The sequence below is a fragment of the Agromyces sp. GXS1127 genome, assembly GCF_050565425.1.
Taxonomy (GTDB): Bacteria; Actinomycetota; Actinomycetes; order Actinomycetales; family Microbacteriaceae; genus Agromyces.
Genome location: NZ_JBOCIG010000002.1, coordinates 78,485 through 101,260 on the forward strand (window position 1 = coordinate 78,485; position 22,776 = coordinate 101,260).

Consider the following 22,776-nt stretch of genomic DNA (forward strand, 5'->3'; position numbering starts at 1 on the left):
CGTAGTCGCCCCGACAGGCGGGGCGCTCCGGACATGCTATCACGGCGGTGCCGCGCGGCCCTCCTCCCCAGCCGTCGTGCGCACGCCGGACCGCACGTCTCCGGCGCCCGGCGGCGTGCCGCCGTCGTGGTCCGGGATGCTCGTCGCATGCACTCGCCTCCCCCGCCCGACCGGGTCGTCACCGCGGTGGCGGCGGGCCTGCTCACGGCGCTGCTCATCGCCCTCGGACCGGCCGCCTCGGCCTCTCCCGCCGTCCCGGTCCCTGCCGACGCCGTCCCGGTCGAGCGCTGGGCCTGGCCGGTCGGCCCGCCGGTCGTCGTCATGGCGCCGTTCCGCGCACCCCCGACGCCGTACGCGGCCGGGCATCGCGGACTCGACCTCACGGCGACGGCAGGCGACGTCGTGGTCTCGCCGGCCGACGGCGTGGTGTCCTTCGCCGGACCGGTCGCCGGGCGCGGCGTGCTGTCGATCGATCACGGCGACGGGGTGGTCAGTTCGATCGAGCCGGTCGCGGCCGACGTTGCGACGGGCGACTCGGTCAGGGCCGGCGAACGGGTCGCGACGGTCGGCGCCGGAGGGCACTGCGACGCCGCCTGCGTCCACTTCGGGGTGCGCGTCCACGGCGAGTACGTCTCGCCGCTGCTCATGTTCGGCGGCGTGCCGCGCGCCGTCCTGCTGCCGATGGGGCGGTGACCACGGGCTCGCCCCGAGGCGGCTCGCGGCGCGAGGCCGTCCCGACCCGGACGCGTCCACCGCCGGCGCCGCGGATCAGGCCCGCGGGTGCGCAGTGCGGTAGGTCTGCTTCAGGCGCTCCGCCGAGACGTGCGTGTAGATCTGCGTCGTGCCGAGGCTCGCGTGCCCGAGGAACTCCTGCACGGCGCGCAGGTCGGCTCCGCCGTCGAGCAGGTGCGTCGCGGCGCTGTGGCGGAACGCGTGCGGGCCGGCGGGACCCGACCCCGGCAGGTCCGCGAGGAGTGCGGCGACGAGGCGGTGCACGCTCCGGACGCCGAGCCTCCCGCCGCGGACGCCGATGAAGACCGCGCGTCCGGCTTCCGCGCTCCGCGGGCCGATCGACGTGGCCGGGTCGCCCGCGCCCGAGGGGGACGCCGCCGTCAGCAGCTCGGCCCGCGCGGACGCGAGGTACCGTTCGAGCGCCGCCGCGGCCGGCGCGCCGTACGGCACGACGCGCTGCTTCGAGCCCTTCCCGGTGACGCGCACCGTCCGGTTGCCCCGATCGACGTCGTCGACGTCGAGGCCCACGAGTTCCGACACCCGGAGGCCGCACGCGTAGAGCAGCTCGATCAGCGCGAGGTCGCGCACCGCGACCGCATCGCCGTCGTCGGCGCGCGCCTGCAGCGCGTCGAGGAGCGTCGCGACCGCCGGCGCAGCGACGACGCGCGGCAGCGTGCGCTTCGCGCGCGGTGCGCGCAACCGGGCGGCGGGGTCGGTCGGCAGCGCGCCGGTGCGTTCCAGCCAGGCGCAGAATCCCCGGGCGGATGCCGCGCGCCGCGCCACGGTCGCACGTGCCAGCCCGCGCTCGGTGCCCTCCCACAGCCAGTCGCGCAGGAGGTCGAGCTCGAGGTCGTCGACGCCGGACGCGGTGCGCGACTCGGCGAAGCGCGCGAGGTCGGCGAGGTCGGATCCGTACGCCGCCGCCGTGTGCTCCGAGTAGCCGCGCTCCAACCGGACGTGCTCGAGGTACCCGTCCGCTGCGGCACGGATCCGAACCGGTCGGGCGCCGCCGTCCACCAGCGGGCCCGGGCGTGCGGACGGCGCCAGATCAGCCATCCGTCACCCACTCGCGCTTGCGCGAGAACCGGTCGAGTCGTCCCTCCTCGTCGAGCGCCTCGACCTCGGCGAGGAACCGCTCGCCGAAGCTCGTGATCTCGCCGAACGACCCGACGGGCACGACCGAGGTGACGACCGCGTCCTCGAAGCAGTGCACGAGCGAGAACGACCGGCCCCCGTCGATGCCCACGAGATGCCGGGGCGGAGCCGAGAGGTCCATCGTGTAGGCGAGCGAACCGGCCACCGAGACCGGGATCCCCGCGAAGGCGCCCTGCGTCGGGTAGTGCAGGTGGCCGCCGAGGATGGCGCGCACGTCGCGGTCGCGCACGACGTCCGCGAACTCGTCCTGTCGGCGCAGCTCGAGCACGTCCATGAGGGCGAGCGGGGTGGCGATGGGCGCGTGGTGGAGTGCGACGATCGTCCCGTTCGGCGCCGGCTCCGAGAGCACCGCGTCGAGCCACTCGAGCGTCTCGGCCTCGAGGATCCCGTGGTGGTAGCCGGGCACGCTCGAGTCGACCGTCACGATGCGGAGCCCCTCGAGGTCGATCACCTGGTTCACGGGTCCGTCGTCGCCGCTGTCGTCGTCGAGCAGCACCCGCCGGAACGGCACGCGCTCGTCGTGGTTCCCCATCGTCCAGATGATGCGCGCGCCGGTGCGCTCCGCGACCGGCTCGAGGGCGGCACGGACCCGGCGGTACGCGTCCTCCTCGCCGAGGTCGGCGACGTCCCCCGTGACGAGGATCGCGTCGAGCCCCCCGGTCATCCGCGAGAGCTGCTCGGCGGCACGATCCAGGGTGGAGACGGTGTCGGCGCGCCCGCCGAGCGGCGCGCCGCCGTCGAGCAGGTGCGTATCGCTGAGATGCGCGATCACGTGGCGTGCCGCAGGGTACCTGCCGAGTCGAGGATGATCCATGTCTGCCTCCGCGGCCAGCCTAGGACCACGACCCGCACCGTGCCGAGTGCCTCATTCGGGGCGTCGCCGAACCCAGCCCTCCCCGGAGCGTGCGGCGAGGCCGGTGGCATCCAGCGCGCCGAGGCCGCCGAGCACGTCACCGGCGGTCAGTCCGGTGGTGCGCACGAGTTCGGCCACGGTGCGTGGGCGACGGATCCCGAGGGCGTCCAGGACGCGCTGCTCCTCGATCGTCAGGACCTCGAGCGTCCGGGTCGGCGCCGTGGCGGCCGGGTCCGAACCGCCGTCCGGGCCGCCCGTGCCGTCGAACTCGACGAGCTCCGCCATCTGCGCGGCACTTGTCACGCACACCGCGTCGAACTCCCGCAGCAGGCGATGGCACCCCGCCGAGGACGGGCTCGTCACCGGACCGGGCACGGCGCCCAGCGGCCGACCGAGTGCGGCGGCGTGACCCGCGGTGTTGAGCGATCCGGACCGCATGCCCGCCTCGAGCACGACCGTCGCCGCCGCCGCGGCGGCGATCAACCGGTTGCGCTGGAGGAACCTCCAGCGCGTCGGCGCCGCCCCGCACGGGAGCTCGGACACGACCGCACCGGTCGCCGCGACCCGCGCGAGGAGCGACTCGTGTCCGGCCGGGTAGAACCGGTCCACGCCGCCGGCCAGGAAGGCGACGGTCGTCCCGTTCGTCGCGAGCGCGGCGCGATGCGCGGTGCCGTCGATCCCGTACGCGCCGCCGGACACGACCGCGAATCCGCGATCGACGAGGCCGGCCGACGACTCCACGGCCACGTGCTCGCCGTACCCCGACGCCGCCCGCGCGCCGACGAGCGCGATCGACGGCGATTCGACGAGCGCCGACGGCCGCCCCCGCACCCAGAGCGCGAGCGGCGCGTGCACGCCGAGGTCGTCGACCCCGACGGGCCAGGCGGGGTCGCCCGGGAGGAGCAGGTGCGCGCGCACGCGCGCCGCCTGCGCGACCGACCGCACGAACGCGTCGCGATCGAGGCGCGGTCGCCAGCGCGCGAGGCCGGCCGCGAGTTCCCGTGCGCTCGGCGCATCGGCGCGGCCGCCCGCCCGGGCGGTCCGTTCCACGAACTCCGTCGCCGACCACCCGTCGAGCAGGCCGGTCGCCACGTGACGAGCACCGAGGCCGGACACCAGCCGTCCGAGCACGCCGTCGCCGGGTTCGGCGACGAAGCCGAGCAGGATCGACGCCAGGGCGTCGGTCGGCTCGACCGCTGCCGGGCCACGGTCAGCCCCGCCGGCGCGCACGGCGACCAGGTCGGCCGCGGCCCGCCGCGCGAGATCGTCGAGTTCGTGGCCGCTCACGCCGCCACTCCGCGTCGCATCACGAGCGCACGCCCGACGTGCCGGTGGTCCGGGCGCTCGGCGCCCTCGAGGTCGGCGATCGTCCACGCGACCTTGAGCACGCGGTCGTAGCCGCGCATCGTCACGCCCCCGCGCTCGAGCGACAGGTCGAGCGCGCGGGTCGCCTTCGACCCGGGATGCAGTCCGCCCGCTCCTCGGAGCCACGGGCCGGGCATCTCGGCGTTCGTGCGCCACGGCGTCCCGGCCAGGCGCTCGGCCGCCTTGGCCCGAGCGACGACCACGCGCTCGCGCGCCTCCCGGGAGGTGAGCGTCGGAGGCGTGCCGGGGTGGAGCGACCGATCGCGCTCCATCGCCAGACGCGAGGGCGTGACCCGGTCCACCCACAGCCGCAGGTCGACGCGGTCGAGCAGCGGTCCCGAGATCCTCGCGAAGTAGCGGCGCTTCGTCGCGGGCGGGCAGGCGCATGCCGCCTCCGGCGAGTCTCCGCCGCCGCACGGACACGGGTTCGCCGCGAGGACGAGCTGGAACCGCGCCGGGAAGGTCGCGACCGAGTTCGCGCGGTGGATGCTGATCGAGCCGGACTCGAGCGGCTGGCGCAACGCGTCGAGCACGGCGGCGGGGAACTCGGGCGCCTCAGCAATACAACCATCTTCAAACCTTGTATTGTCAACCTCGAGACGGAGGACGCCATGACAACAGCCGCCATATACACGCGAATCTCAAAGGATCGCGAGGGCCGCGAGCTCGGAGTCGACAGGCAGGAGAACGACTGCCGCGCCCTTGCTACCCGACTTGGCTACGACAGCGTCGTGATCTTCCGCGACAACGACGTATCCGCGAGCACCCTCAGCCAGAAGCTACGCCCTGAGTTCGAAGACATGATGAGGCGCACGAGGTCCGGCGAGTTTGCCGCGCTGATCGCGTACTCCAACAGCCGCCTGACTCGGCGTGTGGTCGAACTTCAAGCGATCGTCGATGTCGTTCGCAGTCGAAAGGTCCGTATCCACACGGTGGTCTCCGGCCAGCACGACCTCGACACGGCGGATGGGCGGGCGGCGATGCTCACCATCGCGGTGTTCGACCAGGCCGAAGCTGAGCGCACTGCCGAGCGCATTCGACGCAAGCAGGCCGAGAAGCGGTCCAACGGTGAGTGGCACGGTGGCGCGCTCCCGTACGGGTACACCACGAAGGATGGCGCGCTGGTTCCCGTCGCCGCCGAGGTCAAGGTGATCAAGGAGGCGATGAAGCGTGTCGTCGCTGGCGATTCCATGGGTTCAATCGCTCGGGACTTCAACGAGCGGGGCCTGCGTACGAAGAAGGGGAACGCATGGCGGCAGGTGAACCTCCGTGCCATCCTGCTGAACCGCTCGCTGATTGGCGAGACGAAGGCGGGCGTGAAGGGTTGGGATCCGGTGGTTGACCGGATGACGTTCGAGAAGGTGACGGCGATCCTGACTGACCCTGCCCGGAAGTCCACCCAGTCCCCCGGCGTGAAGGGCGGCAAGTACTCGATGGGCGGCGGCCTCACGGTCTGCGCGATCTGCGGATGCAACCTCATCACCCACGGCAAGCGGGGCGAGGTCGCGCTCGCATGTCTGAAGAGGGTCTACCCGGGCAAGGCTTGCGGCGGCGTGACCATCAAGCACGAGGCGCTGGAGCGGTATGTGTTCGACAGGGTGTTCGAGCGGCTGGCCGTGTCGCCCGACTGGGAGACGGAACTGCGCAAGCCTCAGCCCGCGGACGAGTCGAAGGTGGCCGAGCTGGACAACGAACTCGCGGACCTCGCCGCGAAGCGCGTTCGCGTGCAAGACGGCTACGAGGACGGCGTGTACACGCGGGACGAGGCGCGCGAGCGACTGGACCGGCTGGACGGCCTGAAGAAGGTAGCCGAGGACACGCGGTCCAAGCTGCTCGGCACCTCCCAGATCGCAGACACGCTCGCCGACGGGATGGACTGGACGAAGTGGCCCGCGATGCGTCGTCGCACCTTCCTGCGGTTCTTCATCCAGCGCGTCGAGGTCGGCAAGTGGCCGGCTGGTCACGCGCGCTCCGCGTTCCGTCGCATCGGTGACACGGACGAACAGCACGCGGAGCGACAGCGGGACCGCTACGCAGCTACCTTGCCCGAGCGGGTCAACATCATCTGGTCTTGACCCCCAGATGGGGGCCGGGGTATCGTCATTCTCGTTCGTAAGACACTCGGAGGTACCGAGGCGAAAGCCTTGGTACCTCTTTGCATGTCCGGGCTTCGCCTCGGTCCTCCCCCATTGAAGGAGGACAACATGCAGTTGCTCACGGAGCCCGTTCACACGAAGGACGGCGGCGCGGTCTCAGCGGGCCAGTCGCTTCTGAAGATCAACGTCTGGCGGGCTGAGGATGGCGACGGTCGCGAGTGTGACTGGATCGTGGACATCTACCCGCGCGGCGTCGAGAACGACGAGGGAAACGGACACGTTCGGCAGTACCTGAGCCACGTCGAACTCCTCGAAGAGTACGGAGATGCGGTCCCGGTGCTGCACGAACTCGTCGACGTTCCCAAGACGTCGGAGGTGTCGAAGTGAGGACCATCAACCGCAACGGCGAAGAGTACGAGTCGTTCCAGATCCCGGGCCCGATCGAACCCAACGTCTATGGCCACCTCAAGCCGCTCGGCAGAGGGAAGTGGTCGTTCCACTGGGAGATCGACGCCGGGCCCGAGCCCTACGACCCGGTTATCCTGCCGTGGTGGCGCGCGCTCGCCATGCGCATCGGGCACGACGTGTTCGGGCGTCGGGGTCGTTCTTTCCTGTGGCCCAACGAAGGACTTCGGAGGTTCGAGATGCAGGGTCAGTACTTGGAGAACCGCCGCGAGCGGGAAGCTCTGGCGGAGGTCGTTAGCACCGCGTCGCCGCATCATCACATCGACGGCGCCGTCTCGTGGCGCGTGATCGAGCGCGGTATGGAGACCGGCGGCGTCTACCGCGAAGTCTGGAAGTGCGACGCTTGCGGCGCTCTCGAAGAATGGACGGTCCGCACGGCTGAGAACCAGCGCGCCTACCTGCCGCTCGTGGGCATCGACCCGGACGAGTTCTTCGCCCGCATCCCGTGACGATCTGAGATGAGGATCTAGCGTCCTGGCACAACCGGGCAGGGGTCGGGCGAACGATGCCGAGAATGGCATCTGGTGTCGCTCGGCCCGGCCCGCGCAGCTCCCAGCGATGTCTGAGGGCTTCGCGAGGATGGAGTCATGACGGATGAGCCCGAGAAGACGATCGGCTACCAGTCCGCGATGGACATCCCTCGATTCGCGGAGATGAAGCGGACGGCAGACGGCTTCAAGGTATTCGGGGTGTTCCTGTCGGCCGAGGACCGACAGAAGACGCGTGAGCTGACGGCGCAACTGCACGAACTGGCCGCAAAGATCGACCGGTTCTACGAGCTGCTCGGAGAGCGTCACTGGATCTTCCACGAGCAACTTCCGACCGCCATCCTGGACGACGCCACGACGGCTGACGAAGCGGAGAACAGGCTCTGCGCGTTGTACCAGGACGCCGACCGCCTGAGGCGAATGGTGCAGGCAACGATGCGCTTCCCCGGCATGCGAGCACGCCGAGCGCTCATCGAGAAGGCGATGACCGACTTTACCGATGAGCGGTTCTACGCGGTGGTGCTCGTCCTCTTGACCATCATGGATGGATTCGTGAACGAGGTACGCAACGAAGGGAAAGGCCTCCACGCGCGCACGCCCGAGGAAGTCGAGTCTTGGGACACCGCGGTGGGGCATCACATGGGCCTCACCAACGCGCAGGTCGCGTTCCGGAAGTCGTACAAGAAGCGCGTCGACACGGAGCACTTCGAACTGGGCCGTAACGGCATCCTTCACGGCATGGTCACGAACTACGACAACCTAATCGTCGCGAGTAAGGCATGGAACCGGCTGTTCGCCGTCGTTGACTGGGCGGCGTCGTTGGAGAAAAGGGAGAAGCCCAAGAAGCCGGAGCCAACGTGGCCCGAGTTGATCGAGCAGTGGCAGGACCTCGACAGACAGAAGAAGGCGAACGAACAGTGGCGACCATCATCCGGAGTCGCGAGTTCTCCAGAGGACTACTCGTCGCACGCAGTGATGGTCGCCGCGTCGGAGTTCTTGGAGCTATGGAGGAAGTCGAACTGGGGGCACCTCGCGGCCCGGTTCATGCCCATTGGTACGGGCGCCGGAGCGTGCCCAACTCCGAAGGAAATCAAGCAGTCGTTCGAGCCCTACAAGGTCGAGGGCTACCGCATCGTGGGGTACGAAACGAAGGCACCCGCGCGGGCCGAGGTCCGGGCAGAGCTTGACTTGGCGGGTCAGACCTTCCAAGCGACACTTGCGATGAACTACGTAGACCTGAACGGTGAGCCACGCGTCGAGGGCATTCAAGATGGCGAGTGGAAGGTGTTCGGACGGTCGCCAGAGATGTTCAGCAGTGAGATTTGGAGGGTAGCGAAGTTCCGCTAACCCTCACGCAAGAGTCATCAGGAGATTCACGAACGCCGAGCAGGTGACGAGGAAGTAACGCGCATCAGCCTGAGTGACATTCGGACCGGTCAGCCCACCGTGGCGAACGCCTCCGGCATTGCTCGTGTATCCGTAGAGCGACTTCCACCCTGAGACGAGCGCGCCGTCCAGGTCCGGACGCTGCCGCCTGAGTTCGCTCAGGCCGTCTCCGAGCGGGGACTTCCCGGTGAGTTCCTTCACCATCGCCTCGACCGCACTTATGGACTCCTTGATGGAGTTCGCGTAATCCGGGCTCTCGAGCCTCGAATAGAGCGTCAGCGCCGACTTCAGATGATGATTCGCACCTGCGAAACGGCTGGTGTCAGTGATCGCGTCTTCCACCGCGGCCACCTCCGCTGGAGAGGTCAACGGGGTGACCTCGGTTCCGACGATTCGATAGCCCGCCAGATGGATTTCGAGAACTCGGTTGTACGCCTCGATGAGTGTTGATTCAGGCTTAGCCCCAACGATGACCTGGATGAGGTCATATACCTCGTACCACTCGTCCTCTTCGAAGTTCTTCCGCAGCATCGCCGCCGCTCGCACTTCCTCCACGGGGACAGTTCGCAGATCCCGGTGGAAGTGGGACGCCCAGAGGAACTTCACAAGCCACAGACCGTACGCGTGCAAGTAACGGTCGTAGCTGGAGAAGAAGCGCTCATACGTGACGTTCCAAAGCGCGGTCCGGAGCGGAGCGTCCATCGACTCGACCTGAGCCACCGTGCGCGCCTGCGTGTAGCCGTACTTCTCGGAAAACTTCACCCGGTCAGGCTCTCACGAACCGGCGACGCGTTCAGGCAACGCTGCGCGTGATCCCGGCAGTGGTGGCGACCTTCGCGAGGTTCTGACGTGACCAGGACTTGCCCGCCCGCGTGAGCCTGCCCTCTTCGTTGAGGGTGCGCGCCGCGGCGTCGTAGGAGAGCCCGTCCACGGCAAGGAGTTCGCGCATGCGCTTGAGGGTCTTGAGCTCGTTCGGAATCGGGCCGTCCTTGGAATAGCCAAACGGGTATGCGCCCTCGGCCTTGCCGCCGTCCTGCTTCTTCTTGCGACGGCCGGCCATCATGCGAGCGGTGATCATGGAACGGTCGAGTTGGGCGACGGCTCCCATCACCTGCCGGATGAATGTGCGCATCGGGTCGTCGGGGTCGTCCTCCGGCACGAGCCCGAAGTTGGCGGCGTGGACCTCAGCGCCGATCTGCCATGCACGGGCAAGCAGGCCCTCCTGCACGGTCAGGGTGCGCGCCAGACGGTCCAGCGAGGCGAACACGATGCAGTCAGCGTCGCCGTCCTCGATCATCACCAGCGCCTCAGCGAACCGGGGCCGGTCGTCGGTCTTGCCGGTGGTCGCTTCCTCGTGCAGCACGGCGACGATCTCGAAGCCCATCGACTCGGCGTAGGACCGGCAGGAGTCTTCCTGCACCTTCGGCCCCTGCTTGTCCACCTGAGCCTCGGTGGAGGTCCGGATGTAGACGGCTGCGCGCATGTCGGTCCCTTCGGGTTGGATGATGGAGGACGGGGACCGGGGCAATTCGGCTGCTCCGGTCCCCTCCGTCCTCACGCCGCGTTCTCTTCGATGTACTGGCGGATCGCCTTGAGGTCCGACAGGGCAGAGATGTCGGTGAGCGCCTGCTGGTAGCCCTGCTGGTACTTGGTGAGCGCCTTCGGCTTGGTCGGCTTGACCGGCTTAGCCTCCGGACGGACGGCGAACACGAACCCGGACGGGACGCCGGTCGCGTTGGCGGCGTCTCCCCCGGCCTCGAGCCATGCCAGGGCGACCTTCAGGTCGCGAGCGGTGAACGAGGTCGGTCCGGTGTAGCCGGCCTTCGCGAGCTGGTCGAGCAGGTCGGCCCGCGTCGGCTCCTTCGCCTTCTCGGCAGGGGTAGGGGTGGTGGTCTTCTTGGTGGCCATGATCTGGAACCTTCCTGCCGGGGCACCTCCCCGGCTCGACGGCAACAATTGCCCAGTTCCTCACCTTGTGCAACCGTTTTGCCCAAATCAGTTGCAAGTCATTCTATGGCCTTCTACGGCCTCCGTCCGGTCCGGTGGTCGACAACCCGTGTCAACCGTCGAAGAGGTCGAGAACGTCATCTGGCATCTCTCGGAGGCAGCAGGATCCGACCTTCTAACAGGGATCGAGAACTCTCCCTGTCGTACGAGAAAGCCGAGGCAATCCCTCTCGGTCATGCCTCGGCCCTCGGTGCGCCTGTCGATATCTACCCGACGCCCAGCGACTTCATCACCTCGATGAACCGCTCCTGGCTCATCACCTCGCTGTAGTCGACACGTCCACCATCAGCCGATCCCGCCGACTCGAAGTGCATCACCGTCTGGACGTCCCACGACCCGCCGCGCGTCTCGTCCGCCTTGACGACCAGTCGCACCCGCTTCGCTGCCATGACGCGCTCCTCTCCGTTCAACCGTTCCCCGACAATCTCGATGCTCATCCGCTCTCACCTCCTTTCCCTACGACCTGCGCCTAGGGTCAAACCGCCGTTCTAGATACGGCGGGTTTGACCCTTGGCTAGGGACCTGGGCCTGACCCTTGGCCGACCCGAGGCCTCGACCCTTGGCGAATCCGTTGCGATTGTTGGGGTTCGCCCGAGCCAAGAGACCTCCCCTCCGCCCGTGACCCTTGGCTTCGACCGTTGGCACGTGTCCGTAGGCCCGACCTTTGGCTCTCACGCCGACACCGCGCCGAACCGCCACTGGTACTTGGCCGCCGTGCGACCCGCCGAGGTCAACCCCGCCGGAGCCGTCTCGATCACCGAGCCCTGTTCCACGAGGCGCTTGACCTCGGCACGCGCCGCCTTCTCGCCCTTGTTGACCGCCTCGCCGCATTCCTTCGCGGTGAACGCTTCGCCGAAGTGCGTCTGCAAGAACTCCTCGACGGTGCGGTAGGTGATCAGGAGGGTGCTCGTGCCGGCCGCGTGGTCGTGCTCGACCGTGAGAGGGCCGACGAACTCGGCGGGAGCCTTCAGGTGGTGCAGCGTGACGGTGGGTTCCTCACGCTTGCCGATGATCTGCACGACCGACCCGAGGCCCGACGTAAGCCACGTCGAACCGTAGATGTCGTCCAACGCGGCGGCGCGCGACGGCTGGCCATTGCCGTTCTTGCGCTCGTGATGCAGGAGCAGCAACTGGATCCCCCGCGCGATCAACTCCTGCCATGCCGAGTTCAGCCCCGCGCCGACCTCATCCGAGGACAGGCCCGGTGCGAGGTCCTTCACCGAGTCGACCACCACGAGGTCAATCGCGGGATCGACCTCCTGCACCCAGTCAGCGAGCGCCTGCGGCGATTCGAGCACACTCACCGGGAGCGGCCCGCGCCACACGATCACGCGCTCGTTCAGACGCTCATGGTGGGAGGGCTCCACCATCCGCTTGAACGACCGTGCCGCCTGACGGGGACGGTCCATCGCGAGGTAGAGCACGCGACCCGGCGACTGCTGCACAGGAAGTCCGAGCATCCGACCCTCACGGATCGCGATCCGCGACAACACGAGCTGCTGCGCGATCGTCGTCTTGCCGAGTCCCTGGCTCCCCGCGATCATCAGGCCCTCGCCCTCTGCCCACAGGACCCGCTCACCGGTCCCCCACACGGCGGGAATCTCATCCGGCTCGCTGAAGATGAACTCACCACCCGGCATCAGGCGCTGGACAGCGTCACGACGCTCCGACTGCTCGATGCGCTCACGGCGCATGACTTCGCGTGTGGCGGCGCGTCTGCGAAGCCCCTGCCGCACCTCCTCTTCAAGAAGCAGCGATTCCAGCTCGTCGTCTGACATCTGCGGCCCGTCCATGAGGCTCATCGGGCACCTCCGCTCAGCGCCCGAATTGCCGCGACCTCTTTGCTCCGCTCGCCCTTGATGAACCGGCGCGCCGATTCGATCGCTCCGACCAGTTCGAGCTCATCCAGACCGCTGGTGTCCGGGGTCGCCGCGATCGCGCGCCGCGCGAGTTCGTACACGATGTGATCCGCGTCCGTGCCGTACTTGCGCCACCACCTCGAGGCGAGCCGGTGCATAGTGTCGTTGCGCCCACCAGCGCCGCCGAGGCCCGTCACCATCGCCTCCGCGTCGGTGACGTTGAACGGAGTCGACGCGGGACCGCTGAGGTTCGATCCGGCCGCGTTGCGAACGAGGTTCAGAAGAGCACTCGACGCAGGCAGCGGACGCGTTCCAGTCCGGCGCCAGAGGTAGCGACCGCCTGAGATGTGGTTGCTGGGCGGCAGGAGGACGTAGCCACCATCACCGCGAACGTCCAGACCGGGAAGCACGTTCACGCGGTTCCCGATCCGACCGCCCGGGTGCTCGAAGTAGTAGTGCAGTCCGCCGCCACCGGTCTGGGCTACGAGCGTCGGAGGGACGGTCTCCCCTGCCTGAGCGACGATGCGTCCGACCTCATCGAGCGAATCGAGCCCGCCCTTACCCGCGTCGGCGTCGAGTACCCAGACCTTCGACTCGGCTCCGGTCGCCAGCGCCCAGTTGACCTGCCGGTTGGCGTCGTACCAGGCGAGGATCTGGCCACGGTCACTGGTCGCGTCCTTGACACCGTGCTTGGTGCGGGGGTGCTTGCCGGGCGAAGCGCACGCGCCGTTCCCACAGGAGCAGCGCCCCTCGTCGTTGATGTAGTGACAGGGCAAGCGCCGCCAGTGCGACGGCAATTGCTCGAACACATCCGGCCTGTCAATATCGATCTGCTGTCGCGCATCGATGGTCTTCTCCCCGTCGAAGTCAGGGCGGCCACTTCCTCGACGGGTGGCCGCCCTTTCACTCGCCTGATTCGCCATTGCGGCTCACCTCCGGCTCCGTGGCACGAAGGAACGCGACGGCCCGACGGATCTGGTCGGCGCTGAACGGCTGGGGCGCTTCGCGATCAGCCACGACGACCACCGCGCTCAGCACCGCGAGGACCGGTGTACTCGCCTTCGAGGTGTTCGGGGTCGAACATGATGTTCACGGGCAGCCCGTGGAACAGTTCGGGCAGCTTCTCGCGCACGAGGTCGCTCGGGTACGCGTGCCCGCTGATGACACTTCTCAGATGCGAAGTGGTGCAGCCGATGAATCTCGCTGCCTCGGTGATCTTGATTCCGTGGACGGTGAGCAGCCTGCGAAGGGGCTGCTTCCGATGAGTGAGCGGCATGACCGGGAGTCCTCTGACTCAACCGGAGTACTTTCCCGCCAGTGTCTGCTGCGCCCTATGGGCCGTGAAGATTCGTTGTGAGCGGTGTGCCGTACTCGCCCGCCTTGTCCCTGCTGGGAATGCGGTCGTTCTTGCTTCGGTAATCTCAAATATTGCCGGGCGGGACTTCGATGTCAAACCTCGGAGCCCGATTCGTTCAGGAGGCTTCTACAGCGTCCCACTGGCCATCCGCGGCAACCACCCGCGACTGTCGCGAACGCCGCTTCTCGGGCCTCTCAGCCGCGGTCTGGGACTGCTTGGCGTGCTTCTTGCAGAGGTCGGCGCCGTCGCGCAGACGACTTCCGCACGGCTCGCCGCGATACGTCAGCGCGGGGCAGCTTCCGGGATCGGCAGCGGGATCGGTCGCGATGCCGGGAACCTGAGCCTCCGGACGCACCCCGGTGAAGAGATACCGCAGATCCGAGTGCGAGAGCGAAGCGATGCGCTCGACCTGCTCGGGCAAGTCCTGCGGATCGATCCTCCACGGCCACTCACCCTCTGACTGCCACACGTAGCGGCACATGAACGTGAACCTCCACACGCCGTCCAACATGACCTTGGTTCGACGGACGAGGATCACCGGGTGTCCGGGGCTCTCCATGATGATGTCGCCGATGCGCAGGCGCTTGGCCGGTACTCGTTCGATGGTGATACTCACTCGCGATTCCTCACAGGGTCGGACGGGAAATGCACGACGTTGTCGGGCACGTGGACAGGTTCGACCTCGGTGACCTGCGGGGGTACGTCCTCGACCACCTCGGCATCAACGACGTCGTCGTCATCGCTGGCCGGGGCTTCGATCTCTTTGCGACGGCGCTTCTTGTTGAAGAGCGGCTGGCCCCCTTCGTACCGCTCGACCAGCACCCGCTCCAGCGCAAGGTAGCCGGGCGTCTTCTCTTCGACTTCAAGGGTCGCCTTCGCGCCGTAGCCGGTGCGGTCGAGCACCATCGCGATTGCCTTCAGGCGGTCCGCGTCGGACGTGTCGGCCTTCTCGATGATGCGGTTCAACTGGACGACCGCGGGGTCGACCATCTCCATCAGTCGTTCGCGTGCCTTCTTCCGAACCTGCGGGGTCGAGCCACCGTGAGCACGGCAGACGGTTGCGCCCTTGATCGCGTAGGCCTTGCACTGCTCGCCGTCCTGCTTGATCCGGGTGCATCGCAGCCCAGGCTTTTCGCGTCGGACCGCCTCGGGGGTCTTGGTGTCTTCGAGCCCTCCGTGCCGGTTGCAGTACTCCGAGCCACGGACGGCAGGGAGGCCGCAGGGCTCACCGAAGTTCGTCTTGTGCTCGGTCGTGACGGTTCCCTTGCAGCGTGCCATCAGAACGACACCTCCGGTCGCTGGTCGCTGCGCGAGCCGAACTCGGAACGCCCCTCGTGCGGCGCGCCATGATGCGTGCAGACGCTCCAGCCGGTCGGCGTGGGGCGACCACACCTGCGTCGCGTCGGCTGGGCTGGCATGGCTTGCTGCGCGCCCGGGATCCGTTCACGCGCAGACACCCACACCTCTGCCTGACACCTAGCCATGAGTCACCACACGGGCAGCGGGTTCGGGTCCACAGCGTGGGTCGTCCACGCGAGGTTCGGGTAGCGGTCGTTGAGGTCGGTGTAGCAGTCGAAGCAGACGTGCAGCTCGATCACGGTCGCTCCCGCAGAACAGCGGACGCTGCCGGTCGCCATCTTGACGCGAGACGCGCTCAGCGTGCAGCGATCGCAGGGGCCAGTGATGGGGAACTGGCCCTCGCTCAACGGGTGCGAGAAGGGACCGTAGCCCTTCACCAGAATGGCGACGTCCATGACGTTGTCGAGCGTGGCACGGCTGGTGGCGTAGTGCATCGCGTTGGCGATGGTGTCCTCCAAGAGCGCGTCGCCAAACAGGCGGTCGTTCGCCTCGGGGGCGGCTGCTTCGCCGTCCCGGATGGCTGCCATGGTCTGGTCAGCCCCGGCGATGATGAACGGGTTGGTGGATGCATACATTGGACGATCTCCTTCGGGAGTTGGGACGAGTGTGGACGAGAGAGCCGATGCCGCCGCCGCTCGTCCAACGACGACGGCACCGGGGTCGAGTCCCAGCGCGGTGAGTTGAGCGACGCCCCGCGCTGGGACGGTCTAGATGCTCGGGTTGGCGTACGAGCCCGACGCCGTGATCTGCATCACAGCGGCGGCACCCCGGAGACGGACGCCGAAGCCGACACCCCGCGAGTAGTACGAGTCGATGATCGGGACGGCGGACTCCGAGCCCGCGATGATCCGGAGGCCACGCTGCTCGGGCCGCACGTGCTCACGCTTGGCCAGCGGAGCGGACGAACCGGTGGCAGTGGCGATCACGTACCCGGTGGGGATGTCGCGGGTCTCCACGACCAGCGCCGAACCGAACTGCCCGATCACCGGCTTGCCCTGGAACTCGGCCGGCGGGCGAGCGCCCACGACGGTTTCGTTCGTGAGGTACGGGATCGTGCTCGTTGCGATGAAGTCGTACGGCGACTCCGCCACCCCGGCCCGGAACCCTCGCACCGTGTCGCCCTGGTCCGGGTGAACGATGATCACGATGCGGTCGCCCGCCGTGTCGCCGTACCCGTGCTCGGTGATCGTGTTGATGAGGTCCCCGAGGTCCTTGCCGTCGATCGTCGCCGCGCCGGACACGAGGTAGTGCGAGTGCGAGTCGGTGAAGTCCTTGCCCGCGTGCGACGGCGGGACCTCGCCGGACGTGCCATCCCACAGGTCGTAGACCGTGTCGCCCTTCTCGTTCGTCCGGTGCTGCTTCGTCAGCAGCGCCCGGAACATGTCGTTCGTGACGGTTCGCTGGTCGGACGTGAGCGCGTGGTTGTGCAGCGAGGCCACCTCGTCGGAGGTCGCGTCACGCAGGTACTTGCGCGTGTACCGGACCGCCGCGTCCTTGAACTTCAGCGGGAAGCCGACGCGAAGCGGCGTGATGTTCGGTCGGATCGACTTCGGGATGCCCATCTCGGACTCGTCTTCGAACTCGTCCGCGTCGACGTTCTGCAGCGAGATGAACGAGCTGTCCGTGGTCGGCGTCGAGAAGAGACCCACCCAGCCGATGCCGTCGCTGTTCCACTGGGCGAGGGTGTCGTTGAACTCCCGCCAGAGGTTCGACAGCGATTCGCCGTCGGTGGTGTGGGTGACGGGAAGATCGCCATGCGTCACGATGCCTCGGTCGGCACCGAACACATCGACGATCCCCAGTGCCGCATACTCGGCGGCAAGGTCGTTGGCCATGAGGCCTCCTTAGGAAAGTGATGTGAAGAGTTCCAAATCACGTACCTGCTCAGTTGTCTCGCCTCCGGCGAGTACTGGTGAGCACCTCGAGGGCCTCCGGCCTAGGTTCGTTCTAGATCGAACCGTAACCAAGGTCGTGGGCGATGTCCACTACAGGATTTGAAACCTAATTTCTTGCATCGTCGAGGAACAGCACGCCGTGCGACGCCCGCGCCGCGGCACCCGGGCGGATGACGCGGCTCCCGCCGCCGACCATCGCCGCGGCGCTCGCCGTGTGGTGCGGCGCCTCGAACGGCGGTCGCACCGACAGCGTCTCGCCGACCGGGTGCCCGGCGAGCGAGCGGAGGGAGGCGACCTCGAGCGCCGCGTCGGGCTCGAGGTCGGGGAGGATCCCGGGCAGGCGGGAGGCGAGCATGGTCTTGCCCGCTCCCGGCGGCCCGGCGAGCAGCAGGTGGTGCCCGCCCGCTGCGGCGACGAGGAGCGCCTCGATCGCGTCCTCGCCGCCGATGACGTCCGCGAGATCGCCCTCCGGCGCGAACGGCGGCGAGGTCGCCGCCTCGCTCGCCCCCATCCGGTCGGCGTCGTGGTCGGATCGGGAGGGCGCCGGCCCGGGCGCTCCGCCGTGCCGCTCGACGGCCTCGCGGAGGGTGGCGACGGCGACGATGTCGGCGCCGGGGACGAGCCGGGCTTCGGCGGCGTTCGCGACCGGCACCATGATGCGCTCGTGCCCGGCGCGCACTGCCGCGAGGACCGCGGGAAGGATGCCGTGGGTCGGACGGAGTCGTCCGTCGAGGCCGAGCTCGCCCAGGTGGACGAATCGGGCGACCGACTCCGGGTCGACGGCGTCCGCCGACGCGAGGCAGGCGAGGGCGATCGCCAGGTCGAACGCCGACCCGTGCTTCGGCAGGGCCGCGGGCGACAGGTTGACGGTCAGGCGGCGCGAGGGCAGGGCGCAGCCGGCGTTCGTCGCCGCGGACCGCACGCGTTCGCGGGCCTCGCCGAGTGCCGCGTCGGGCAGGCCGATGATGACGAAGGCCGGCAGCTGGCTGGAGAGGTCGGCCTCGACCTCGACGATCGAGCCGGCCAGGCCGACGAGCGCCACGGCTCGGGTGCGCGCGACCGTCATCAGCCGATCCCCTCGAGGTGCTCGACGATCGCGGGCGAGGTCGACGGCGCGTGCACCGCGACGGCGTCGATGCGGATGCGCCCGGACGGCGCATCGTGCGCGTCGCACCACGCGAGCGCGAGCCGGCGCAGCCGGGCGAGCTTCAGCGCGGTGATCGCCTCGAACGGGTGCCCGAAGGCCGGTCCGGTGCGCGTCTTCACCTCGACGAAGACGGTCGCGTCGCCGTCGCGCAGCACGAGGTCGAGTTCACCCTGCGGGCAGCGCCAGTTGCGGTCGAGGACGCGCATGCCGCGCGCCTCCAGGTGCTCGGCCGCGACCTGTTCGCCGCGTCGTCCGAGTTCGATGTTGTGGGCCATGGGCCCAGCGTCGCGACCGCGGAGGACGACTCGACGCGACCGGCGGGACTCCGGGGCGGGGCGGCGCCGGAACGCACCGGTGGAGGACGGGTGGCTCCCGCCCTATTCCTCGAGCGCGAGGTCCTTCGGCAGCTCGAACTCTCGCGTCGCGAGCTCCTCGACGTTGACGTCCTTGAAGGTGAGCACGCGCACCGACTTCACGAACCGGTCGGCGCGGTAGACGTCCCACACCCAGACGTCCTTCATCGAGAGCTCGAAGTAGAAGTCGTGCTCCGTGTCACGGCGCACCAACTCGACCTCGTTCGCGAGGTAGAACCGTCGCTCGGTCTCGACCACGTACTTGAACTGGGAGACGATGTCGCGGTACTCGCGGTACAGCGCGAGCTCCACTTCACGGTCGTAGTCGTCGAACTCGTCCTCATCCATCGTGGTTCATCCTACTTCGAGGTCGAACAGCGACGGCGCCGGTTCGGGAGACCGGTCGTGCAGCCACGTGTGCCGGTGCAGCGTGCTGGGCCCGTGCTCCGCGATCGCGGCGAAGTGGGCGGCGCTCGAGTAGCCCTTGTTCTCGTGCCAGTGGTAGAGCGGCGTCTCGTCGTGGGCGCGCCGCATGCCGCGGTCGCGGTGCACCTTGGCGATGACGGATGCCGCGGAGACCGACGCGCAGTCCCGGTCGGCCTTGATCCGCGTGATGACCTGCGCCCGGTGCTCGATCGACGGGCTCAGCCAGTCGTAGTTGCCGTCGAGCACGAGCGGGGCGCCCGCCACGAGTCCGCGATCGACGGCGAGTGCGGCGAAGGCGCGCGCTCCGGCGAGGCCGAGGCAGGCCATGATGCCGAGCCGGTCGATCTCGTCGGCGCTCGCCTCGCCGACCGCCGAAGCCAGGACCCAGGAGGCGGCGCGCGGTGCCAGCAGCTCGCGCTTCGGCTCCGGCAGCAGCTTCGAGTCGCGCAGGCCCGCAGGCATCCGCTTCACCGTCGCGTCGATCACGACGACCCCGACGGTCACCGGTCCGGCGAGCGCCCCGCGCCCGACCTCATCGCACGCGAGCACCACGGGGGCTCCGCCGGCCAGCAGGTCGCGCTCGAACTTCAGCGTCGGCACCCCGGCGGGCGGCACGTCAGCCGGTCCCCTCGTCGACGCCCGAGAACACCTCGGGGTAGTTGTCGAGCCACGCCCAGTTCGAGATCGGCCAGCTCACGATCACGGCCCGGCCGACCACGTTCTCGATCGGGACGAACCCCTCGAGCGGCGTGCCGGTGTTGTAGCGCGAGTCCTTCGAGTTGTACCGGTTGTCGCCCATGACCCAGAGGGAGTCGTCGGGCACGGTCGTGTCGAAGTCGTCGCGCGAGACCTTCGTCTCGCCGGGCGGCAGCGCCACGTAGGGCTCGTCGAGCGGCACGCCGTTGACGGTCATCTGGCCGAGCGCGTTGCAGCACACGACGTGGTCGCCGGGCAGGCCGATGACCCGCTTGACGAGGTGGTCGTTCGAGTCGGGCGCCGACAGGCCGACGAACGCGAGGAAGCCGTCGATCACCGCCACGAGCGGCGGCCGCGCCTCCTCGGAACGCGCGGGGAGCCATCCGCCCGGGTCCTTGAACACGACCACGTCGCCGTGCTCGATCGGCGTGACCTCGGGCACGAGCTGGTTGACGATGATGCGGTCGTCCTGCATCAGCGTCTCCTCCATCGACTGCGACGGGATGAAGAACGACCGGATCAGGAACGTCTTGATGAGGAACGAGACGAGCACGGCGACCAGGAAGATCACCACCAGGTCGCGGAGGAACAGCAGGGCGCTCCGGCGGCGCGACGGCGCCCCGGAGGTGGCGCGTTCATCGCGCTCAGTACGTGTGTCTTCAGTCATGAAACGGCTCGAGCTCCCCGCCCCAGTCTAGGGGTGAGGAGCTCGAGCGGATGACGCGACGGACGCGGCGCAGGCCGGTCAGTTCTCGCGCTTCTCCTTGATCTTCGCCTTCTTGCCGCGGAGCTCGCGCAGGTAGTAGAGCTTGGCGCGACGGACGTCACCGCGGGTGACGACCTCGATGTGGTCGATCACCGGCGAGTGGACCGGGAACTTGCGCTCGACGCCCACCTGGAAGCTGATCTTGCGGACGGTGAAGGTCTCGCGCACGCCCTCGCCCGAGCGGCCGATGACGACGCCCTGGAAGACCTGGATGCGCGAGCGGGTGCCTTCGACGATGTTGACGTGCACCTTGACGGTGTCGCCGGGGCGGAAGTCCGGGATGTCGGATCGCAGGCTCGCGGCGTCGACGTGGTCGAGGATGTGCATGATGGTTCGCTCTCTGCGCCCGCCACCGGTCGAACGCGGATCTGAATGGAAGAAGAGTTCGGTGCCGTTCGCGCGATCACTCGCGGCGTGCGGGCTCCCCGGAGGCAGAGCCATGCGACGGCACGATCAACCATTCTGCCAGATCGAGGGCCGACCGGCCAAAAGCGCTGAGCGGATGCCTCGGTGCGGCGGCGCGCACGTCGGTGCGGGTCAGCCCCGCCGCTCCTCCCAGCGCCGTTCCTCACGGACGACGATGACCTCGCCGGCGTCGTCGGTGGACCGCGTCGCGCGGCCGTCGACGCCCTGCGCCGGCGAGCCCTCGGCGACCAGTCGCTCGTACTCGTCCATGGTCGCCCGCACGCGCCGCGCGCCGTCGCGGATGAGCCGCCAGACCGCGTACCAGAAGGCGGCGATCGCGCCGACCATGGCGAGGATCGCGAAGGTGATGCCCGTCGGCCCGTAGAAGCCCGCGGCGACGATCAGCAGGTGCCATGCCCCGAGCACGGCGACGTCCGACCAGGCGACCGCCGTGTCGCGACGGACGTCCGGTCGGGCGGCGACGAGGAGCGCGACGACGCCGAGCGTGATGAAGGCGATCGGGGTCACGAACATCAGGCCCACGACGCCCCACCCGCTCGAGCCGAAGATCGCGTAGCCGAGAAGCAGCCAGACCGGCAGCACGATCGCGGCGGCGAACTGCCACCGGTAGAACCCCCGTCGGATGAGCATGCGCCCAGCGTACTTCGGGCGACTGTGGGCCGGCCGGGTGTTCACTCAGGGCGGAGCCGACAGAATGGGGTGCGGAGAGGATGAGCGTGATCGAACTGAGGACCCCGGCCGAGATCGAGGAGATGCGTCCCGCGGGCCGCTTCGTGGCCAGCGTGCTGGAGGCGACGTCGAAGGCCGCGGCGGTCGGCGTGAACCTGCTGGAGCTCGATGCGCTCGCGCACGAGATGATCCGGAATGCCGGCGCGGAGAGCTGCTACATCGACTACCACCCGTCGTTCGGCGCGAGCCCGTTCGGCAAGGTCATCTGCACCTCGGTCAACGACGCGGTCCTGCACGGCCTTCCGCACGACTACCGGCTGCAGGACGGCGACCTGCTGAGCCTCGACTTCGCCGCGTCGGTGGACGGCTGGGTCGCCGACTCGGCGATCTCCGTGGTCGTGGGCACGCCGCGCGACGAGGACGTCCGCCTCATCGACACCACTCGTCGCGCGCTCGACGCGGGCATCGCGGCGGCACGGCCCGGCAACCGCATCGGCGACATCTCGCGCGCGATCGCCGACGTGGCCAAGGCCGAGGGCCTCTCGATCAACACCGACTTCGGCGGTCACGGCGTGGGCCGGACCATGCACGGCGACCCGCACATCCCGAACAACGGCCGCCCCGGGCGGGGACTCCCGCTGAAGCCGGGACTCGTGATCGCGATCGAGCCGTGGTTCCTGCACACGACCGACCGCATCTTCACGGACCCCGACGGCTGGACCCTGCGGAGCGTCGACGGTTCGCGCGGCGCGCACTCCGAGCACACCGTCGCGATCACGGACGGCGACCCGATCGTGCTCACGCAGCGCGGCTGACGGCCGGTTCCCGCCCGGACCCCGACGCCGCCGGCGCGAGCCGGTCAGGCGTCGAACTCGACCTGGATCATGCCGCCGACCACGCGCGTGCGGTAGGTGCGCAGCCCCAGCGACGGATCGGTGAAGCACTCCCCCGTGCCGAGGTCGTAGACCTCCTTGTGCAGGGGCGACGCGATCGTCGGTCGTTCGCCGCGCGAGCCGACGATGCCGCGCGCCATCACGGGCGCGCCCGTGTGCGGGTCGTGGTGGTCGACCGCGTACACCTCGTCGCCCTCCACGCGCACGAGCGCCACCATCCGGGCGCCGACGAGCGCGACCTCGCCCCACCCCGGCTCGAGGTCGGCGACCCCGCACGCGGGGATCCAGTCGGTCGTGAGTTCGATGGTCGACGTCATCTGCGGCTTCCTCTCCTCGGTGCGACGACGCTACGCACGGGATGTTTCCCCTGCCGCTCCGGCGGT

Annotated in this window: 28 protein-coding genes and 1 pseudogene; 6 read left to right on the forward strand and 23 right to left on the reverse strand. The window is 68.8% G+C overall.

Features of this window, described 5'->3' with window-relative positions:
- Nucleotides 1-147 precede the first annotated feature (147 nt).
- Nucleotides 148-693 carry a murein hydrolase activator EnvC family protein gene (locus ACQ393_RS03350; RefSeq protein WP_430645414.1) on the forward strand — a complete coding sequence of 182 codons (546 nt, stop codon included), beginning with the start codon at nt 148-150 and terminating at the stop codon, nt 691-693.
- 75 nt (nt 694-768) lie between these two features.
- On the opposite strand, the gene ACQ393_RS03355 is transcribed toward ACQ393_RS03350, so the two are convergent.
- From ACQ393_RS03355 to ACQ393_RS03370, 4 genes are read right to left on the reverse strand one after another with little or no spacing between them, the layout of a single operon-like run.
- Nucleotides 769-1,788: a tyrosine recombinase XerC gene (locus ACQ393_RS03355; protein WP_430645415.1), complete on the reverse strand. Its 1,020-nt coding sequence runs from the start codon at nt 1,786-1,788 to the stop codon at nt 769-771.
- A complete protein-coding gene (locus ACQ393_RS03360) occupies nt 1,781-2,701 on the reverse strand; it encodes a metallophosphoesterase (RefSeq protein ID WP_430645416.1) in 921 nt (306 codons plus the stop codon). Before ACQ393_RS03360 ends, ACQ393_RS03355 begins: the two co-directional genes overlap by 8 nt.
- Nucleotides 2,702-2,752: 51 nt before the next feature.
- Nucleotides 2,753-4,027 (reverse strand): DNA-processing protein DprA, encoded by a 1,275-nt coding sequence (gene dprA / locus ACQ393_RS03365; protein ID WP_430645417.1) that lies wholly within the window; start codon nt 4,025-4,027, stop codon nt 2,753-2,755.
- Nucleotides 4,024-4,668, reverse strand: a complete 645-nt coding sequence (locus ACQ393_RS03370; RefSeq protein ID WP_430645802.1) for an ATP-binding protein — start codon at nt 4,666-4,668, stop codon at nt 4,024-4,026. Before ACQ393_RS03370 ends, dprA begins: the two co-directional genes overlap by 4 nt.
- Nucleotides 4,669-4,716: 48 nt before the next feature.
- On the opposite strand from ACQ393_RS03370, the gene ACQ393_RS03375 reads away from it, so the two are divergent.
- From ACQ393_RS03375 to ACQ393_RS03390, 4 genes are all read left to right on the forward strand, one after another.
- The gene (locus ACQ393_RS03375) at nt 4,717-6,180 is read left to right on the forward strand and encodes a recombinase family protein (protein WP_430645418.1); all 1,464 of its coding nucleotides are present in this window, start codon (nt 4,717-4,719) and stop codon (nt 6,178-6,180) included.
- Between the two features lie 129 nt (nt 6,181-6,309).
- A complete protein-coding gene (locus ACQ393_RS03380) occupies nt 6,310-6,588 on the forward strand; it encodes a hypothetical protein (protein ID WP_430645419.1) in 279 nt (92 codons plus the stop codon).
- A complete protein-coding gene (locus tag ACQ393_RS03385) occupies nt 6,585-7,115 on the forward strand; it encodes a hypothetical protein (protein WP_430645420.1) in 531 nt (176 codons plus the stop codon). The genes ACQ393_RS03380 and ACQ393_RS03385 overlap by 4 nt, the downstream gene beginning before the upstream one ends.
- 138 nt (nt 7,116-7,253) lie before the next feature.
- Complete coding sequence (locus ACQ393_RS03390; RefSeq protein ID WP_430645421.1) at nt 7,254-8,501, forward strand: hypothetical protein; 1,248 nt, start codon at nt 7,254-7,256, stop codon at nt 8,499-8,501.
- A 3-nt stretch (nt 8,502-8,504) separates the two neighbouring features.
- Here ACQ393_RS03390 and ACQ393_RS03395 read toward each other — a convergent pair whose 3' ends face one another.
- From ACQ393_RS03395 to ACQ393_RS03480, 18 genes and pseudogenes are all read right to left on the reverse strand, one after another.
- Nucleotides 8,505-9,302: an AbiJ-NTD4 domain-containing protein gene (locus ACQ393_RS03395; RefSeq protein ID WP_430645422.1), complete on the reverse strand. Its 798-nt coding sequence runs from the start codon at nt 9,300-9,302 to the stop codon at nt 8,505-8,507.
- A 31-nt stretch (nt 9,303-9,333) separates the two neighbouring features.
- Nucleotides 9,334-10,023 carry a recombinase family protein gene (locus ACQ393_RS03400; RefSeq protein ID WP_430645423.1) on the reverse strand — a complete coding sequence of 230 codons (690 nt, stop codon included), beginning with the start codon at nt 10,021-10,023 and terminating at the stop codon, nt 9,334-9,336.
- A gap of 71 nt (nt 10,024-10,094) precedes the next feature.
- Nucleotides 10,095-10,448, reverse strand: coding sequence for a hypothetical protein (locus ACQ393_RS03405; protein WP_430645424.1), 354 nt, complete (start codon nt 10,446-10,448; stop codon nt 10,095-10,097).
- A 305-nt stretch (nt 10,449-10,753) separates the two neighbouring features.
- Nucleotides 10,754-10,936, reverse strand: coding sequence for a hypothetical protein (locus tag ACQ393_RS03410; RefSeq protein ID WP_430645425.1), 183 nt, complete (start codon nt 10,934-10,936; stop codon nt 10,754-10,756).
- Nucleotides 10,937-11,218: 282 nt separating this feature from the next.
- Entirely contained in the window at nt 11,219-12,349 is a 1,131-nt protein-coding gene (locus tag ACQ393_RS03415; protein ID WP_430645426.1) for an AAA family ATPase, read from the reverse strand.
- Entirely contained in the window at nt 12,346-13,329 is a 984-nt protein-coding gene (locus tag ACQ393_RS03420) for a bifunctional DNA primase/polymerase (RefSeq protein WP_430645427.1), read from the reverse strand. The genes ACQ393_RS03415 and ACQ393_RS03420 overlap by 4 nt, the downstream gene beginning before the upstream one ends.
- A gap of 86 nt (nt 13,330-13,415) precedes the next feature.
- On the reverse strand, nt 13,416-13,682 hold the full coding sequence (locus tag ACQ393_RS03425; protein ID WP_430645428.1) for a hypothetical protein: 267 nt from the start codon (nt 13,680-13,682) through the stop codon (nt 13,416-13,418).
- Nucleotides 13,683-13,878: 196 nt separating this feature from the next.
- Nucleotides 13,879-14,379, reverse strand: coding sequence for a hypothetical protein (locus ACQ393_RS03430; RefSeq protein WP_430645429.1), 501 nt, complete (start codon nt 14,377-14,379; stop codon nt 13,879-13,881).
- A complete protein-coding gene (locus ACQ393_RS03435) occupies nt 14,376-15,041 on the reverse strand; it encodes a hypothetical protein (protein ID WP_430645430.1) in 666 nt (221 codons plus the stop codon). The genes ACQ393_RS03430 and ACQ393_RS03435 overlap by 4 nt, the downstream gene beginning before the upstream one ends.
- 209 nt (nt 15,042-15,250) lie before the next feature.
- A complete protein-coding gene (locus ACQ393_RS03440) occupies nt 15,251-15,697 on the reverse strand; it encodes a hypothetical protein (RefSeq protein ID WP_430645431.1) in 447 nt (148 codons plus the stop codon).
- A gap of 132 nt (nt 15,698-15,829) precedes the next feature.
- Complete coding sequence (locus tag ACQ393_RS03445; protein ID WP_430645432.1) at nt 15,830-16,957, reverse strand: hypothetical protein; 1,128 nt, start codon at nt 16,955-16,957, stop codon at nt 15,830-15,832.
- Between the two features lie 175 nt (nt 16,958-17,132).
- Nucleotides 17,133-18,083 (reverse strand): annotated as a pseudogene (locus ACQ393_RS03450) (YifB family Mg chelatase-like AAA ATPase); the annotation flags it as partial.
- On the reverse strand, nt 18,083-18,439 hold the full coding sequence (locus ACQ393_RS03455) for a YraN family protein (RefSeq protein ID WP_430645433.1): 357 nt from the start codon (nt 18,437-18,439) through the stop codon (nt 18,083-18,085). The pseudogene ACQ393_RS03450 and the gene ACQ393_RS03455, both read right to left, overlap by 1 nt.
- Before the next feature lie 102 nt (nt 18,440-18,541).
- Nucleotides 18,542-18,865 carry a DUF2469 family protein gene (locus ACQ393_RS03460; RefSeq protein ID WP_155052215.1) on the reverse strand — a complete coding sequence of 108 codons (324 nt, stop codon included), beginning with the start codon at nt 18,863-18,865 and terminating at the stop codon, nt 18,542-18,544.
- A 6-nt stretch (nt 18,866-18,871) separates the two neighbouring features.
- Complete coding sequence (locus tag ACQ393_RS03465; RefSeq protein ID WP_430645434.1) at nt 18,872-19,558, reverse strand: ribonuclease HII; 687 nt, start codon at nt 19,556-19,558, stop codon at nt 18,872-18,874.
- 1 nt (nt 19,559) lies between these two features.
- Nucleotides 19,560-20,306 carry a signal peptidase I gene (gene lepB, locus ACQ393_RS03470; protein WP_430645435.1) on the reverse strand — a complete coding sequence of 249 codons (747 nt, stop codon included), beginning with the start codon at nt 20,304-20,306 and terminating at the stop codon, nt 19,560-19,562.
- Between the two features lie 78 nt (nt 20,307-20,384).
- Nucleotides 20,385-20,732, reverse strand: a complete 348-nt coding sequence (gene rplS, locus ACQ393_RS03475; protein WP_353814318.1) for a 50S ribosomal protein L19 — start codon at nt 20,730-20,732, stop codon at nt 20,385-20,387.
- A 210-nt stretch (nt 20,733-20,942) separates the two neighbouring features.
- On the reverse strand, nt 20,943-21,461 hold the full coding sequence (locus tag ACQ393_RS03480) for a hypothetical protein (protein ID WP_430645436.1): 519 nt from the start codon (nt 21,459-21,461) through the stop codon (nt 20,943-20,945).
- Between the two features lie 86 nt (nt 21,462-21,547).
- On the opposite strand from ACQ393_RS03480, the gene map reads away from it, so the two are divergent.
- A complete protein-coding gene (map, locus tag ACQ393_RS03485; RefSeq protein ID WP_430645437.1) occupies nt 21,548-22,315 on the forward strand; it encodes a type I methionyl aminopeptidase in 768 nt (255 codons plus the stop codon).
- A gap of 44 nt (nt 22,316-22,359) precedes the next feature.
- Here map and nirD read toward each other — a convergent pair whose 3' ends face one another.
- The gene (nirD, locus tag ACQ393_RS03490) at nt 22,360-22,710 is read right to left on the reverse strand and encodes a nitrite reductase small subunit NirD (protein WP_430645438.1); all 351 of its coding nucleotides are present in this window, start codon (nt 22,708-22,710) and stop codon (nt 22,360-22,362) included.
- Between the last annotated feature and the right edge of the window lie 66 nt (nt 22,711-22,776).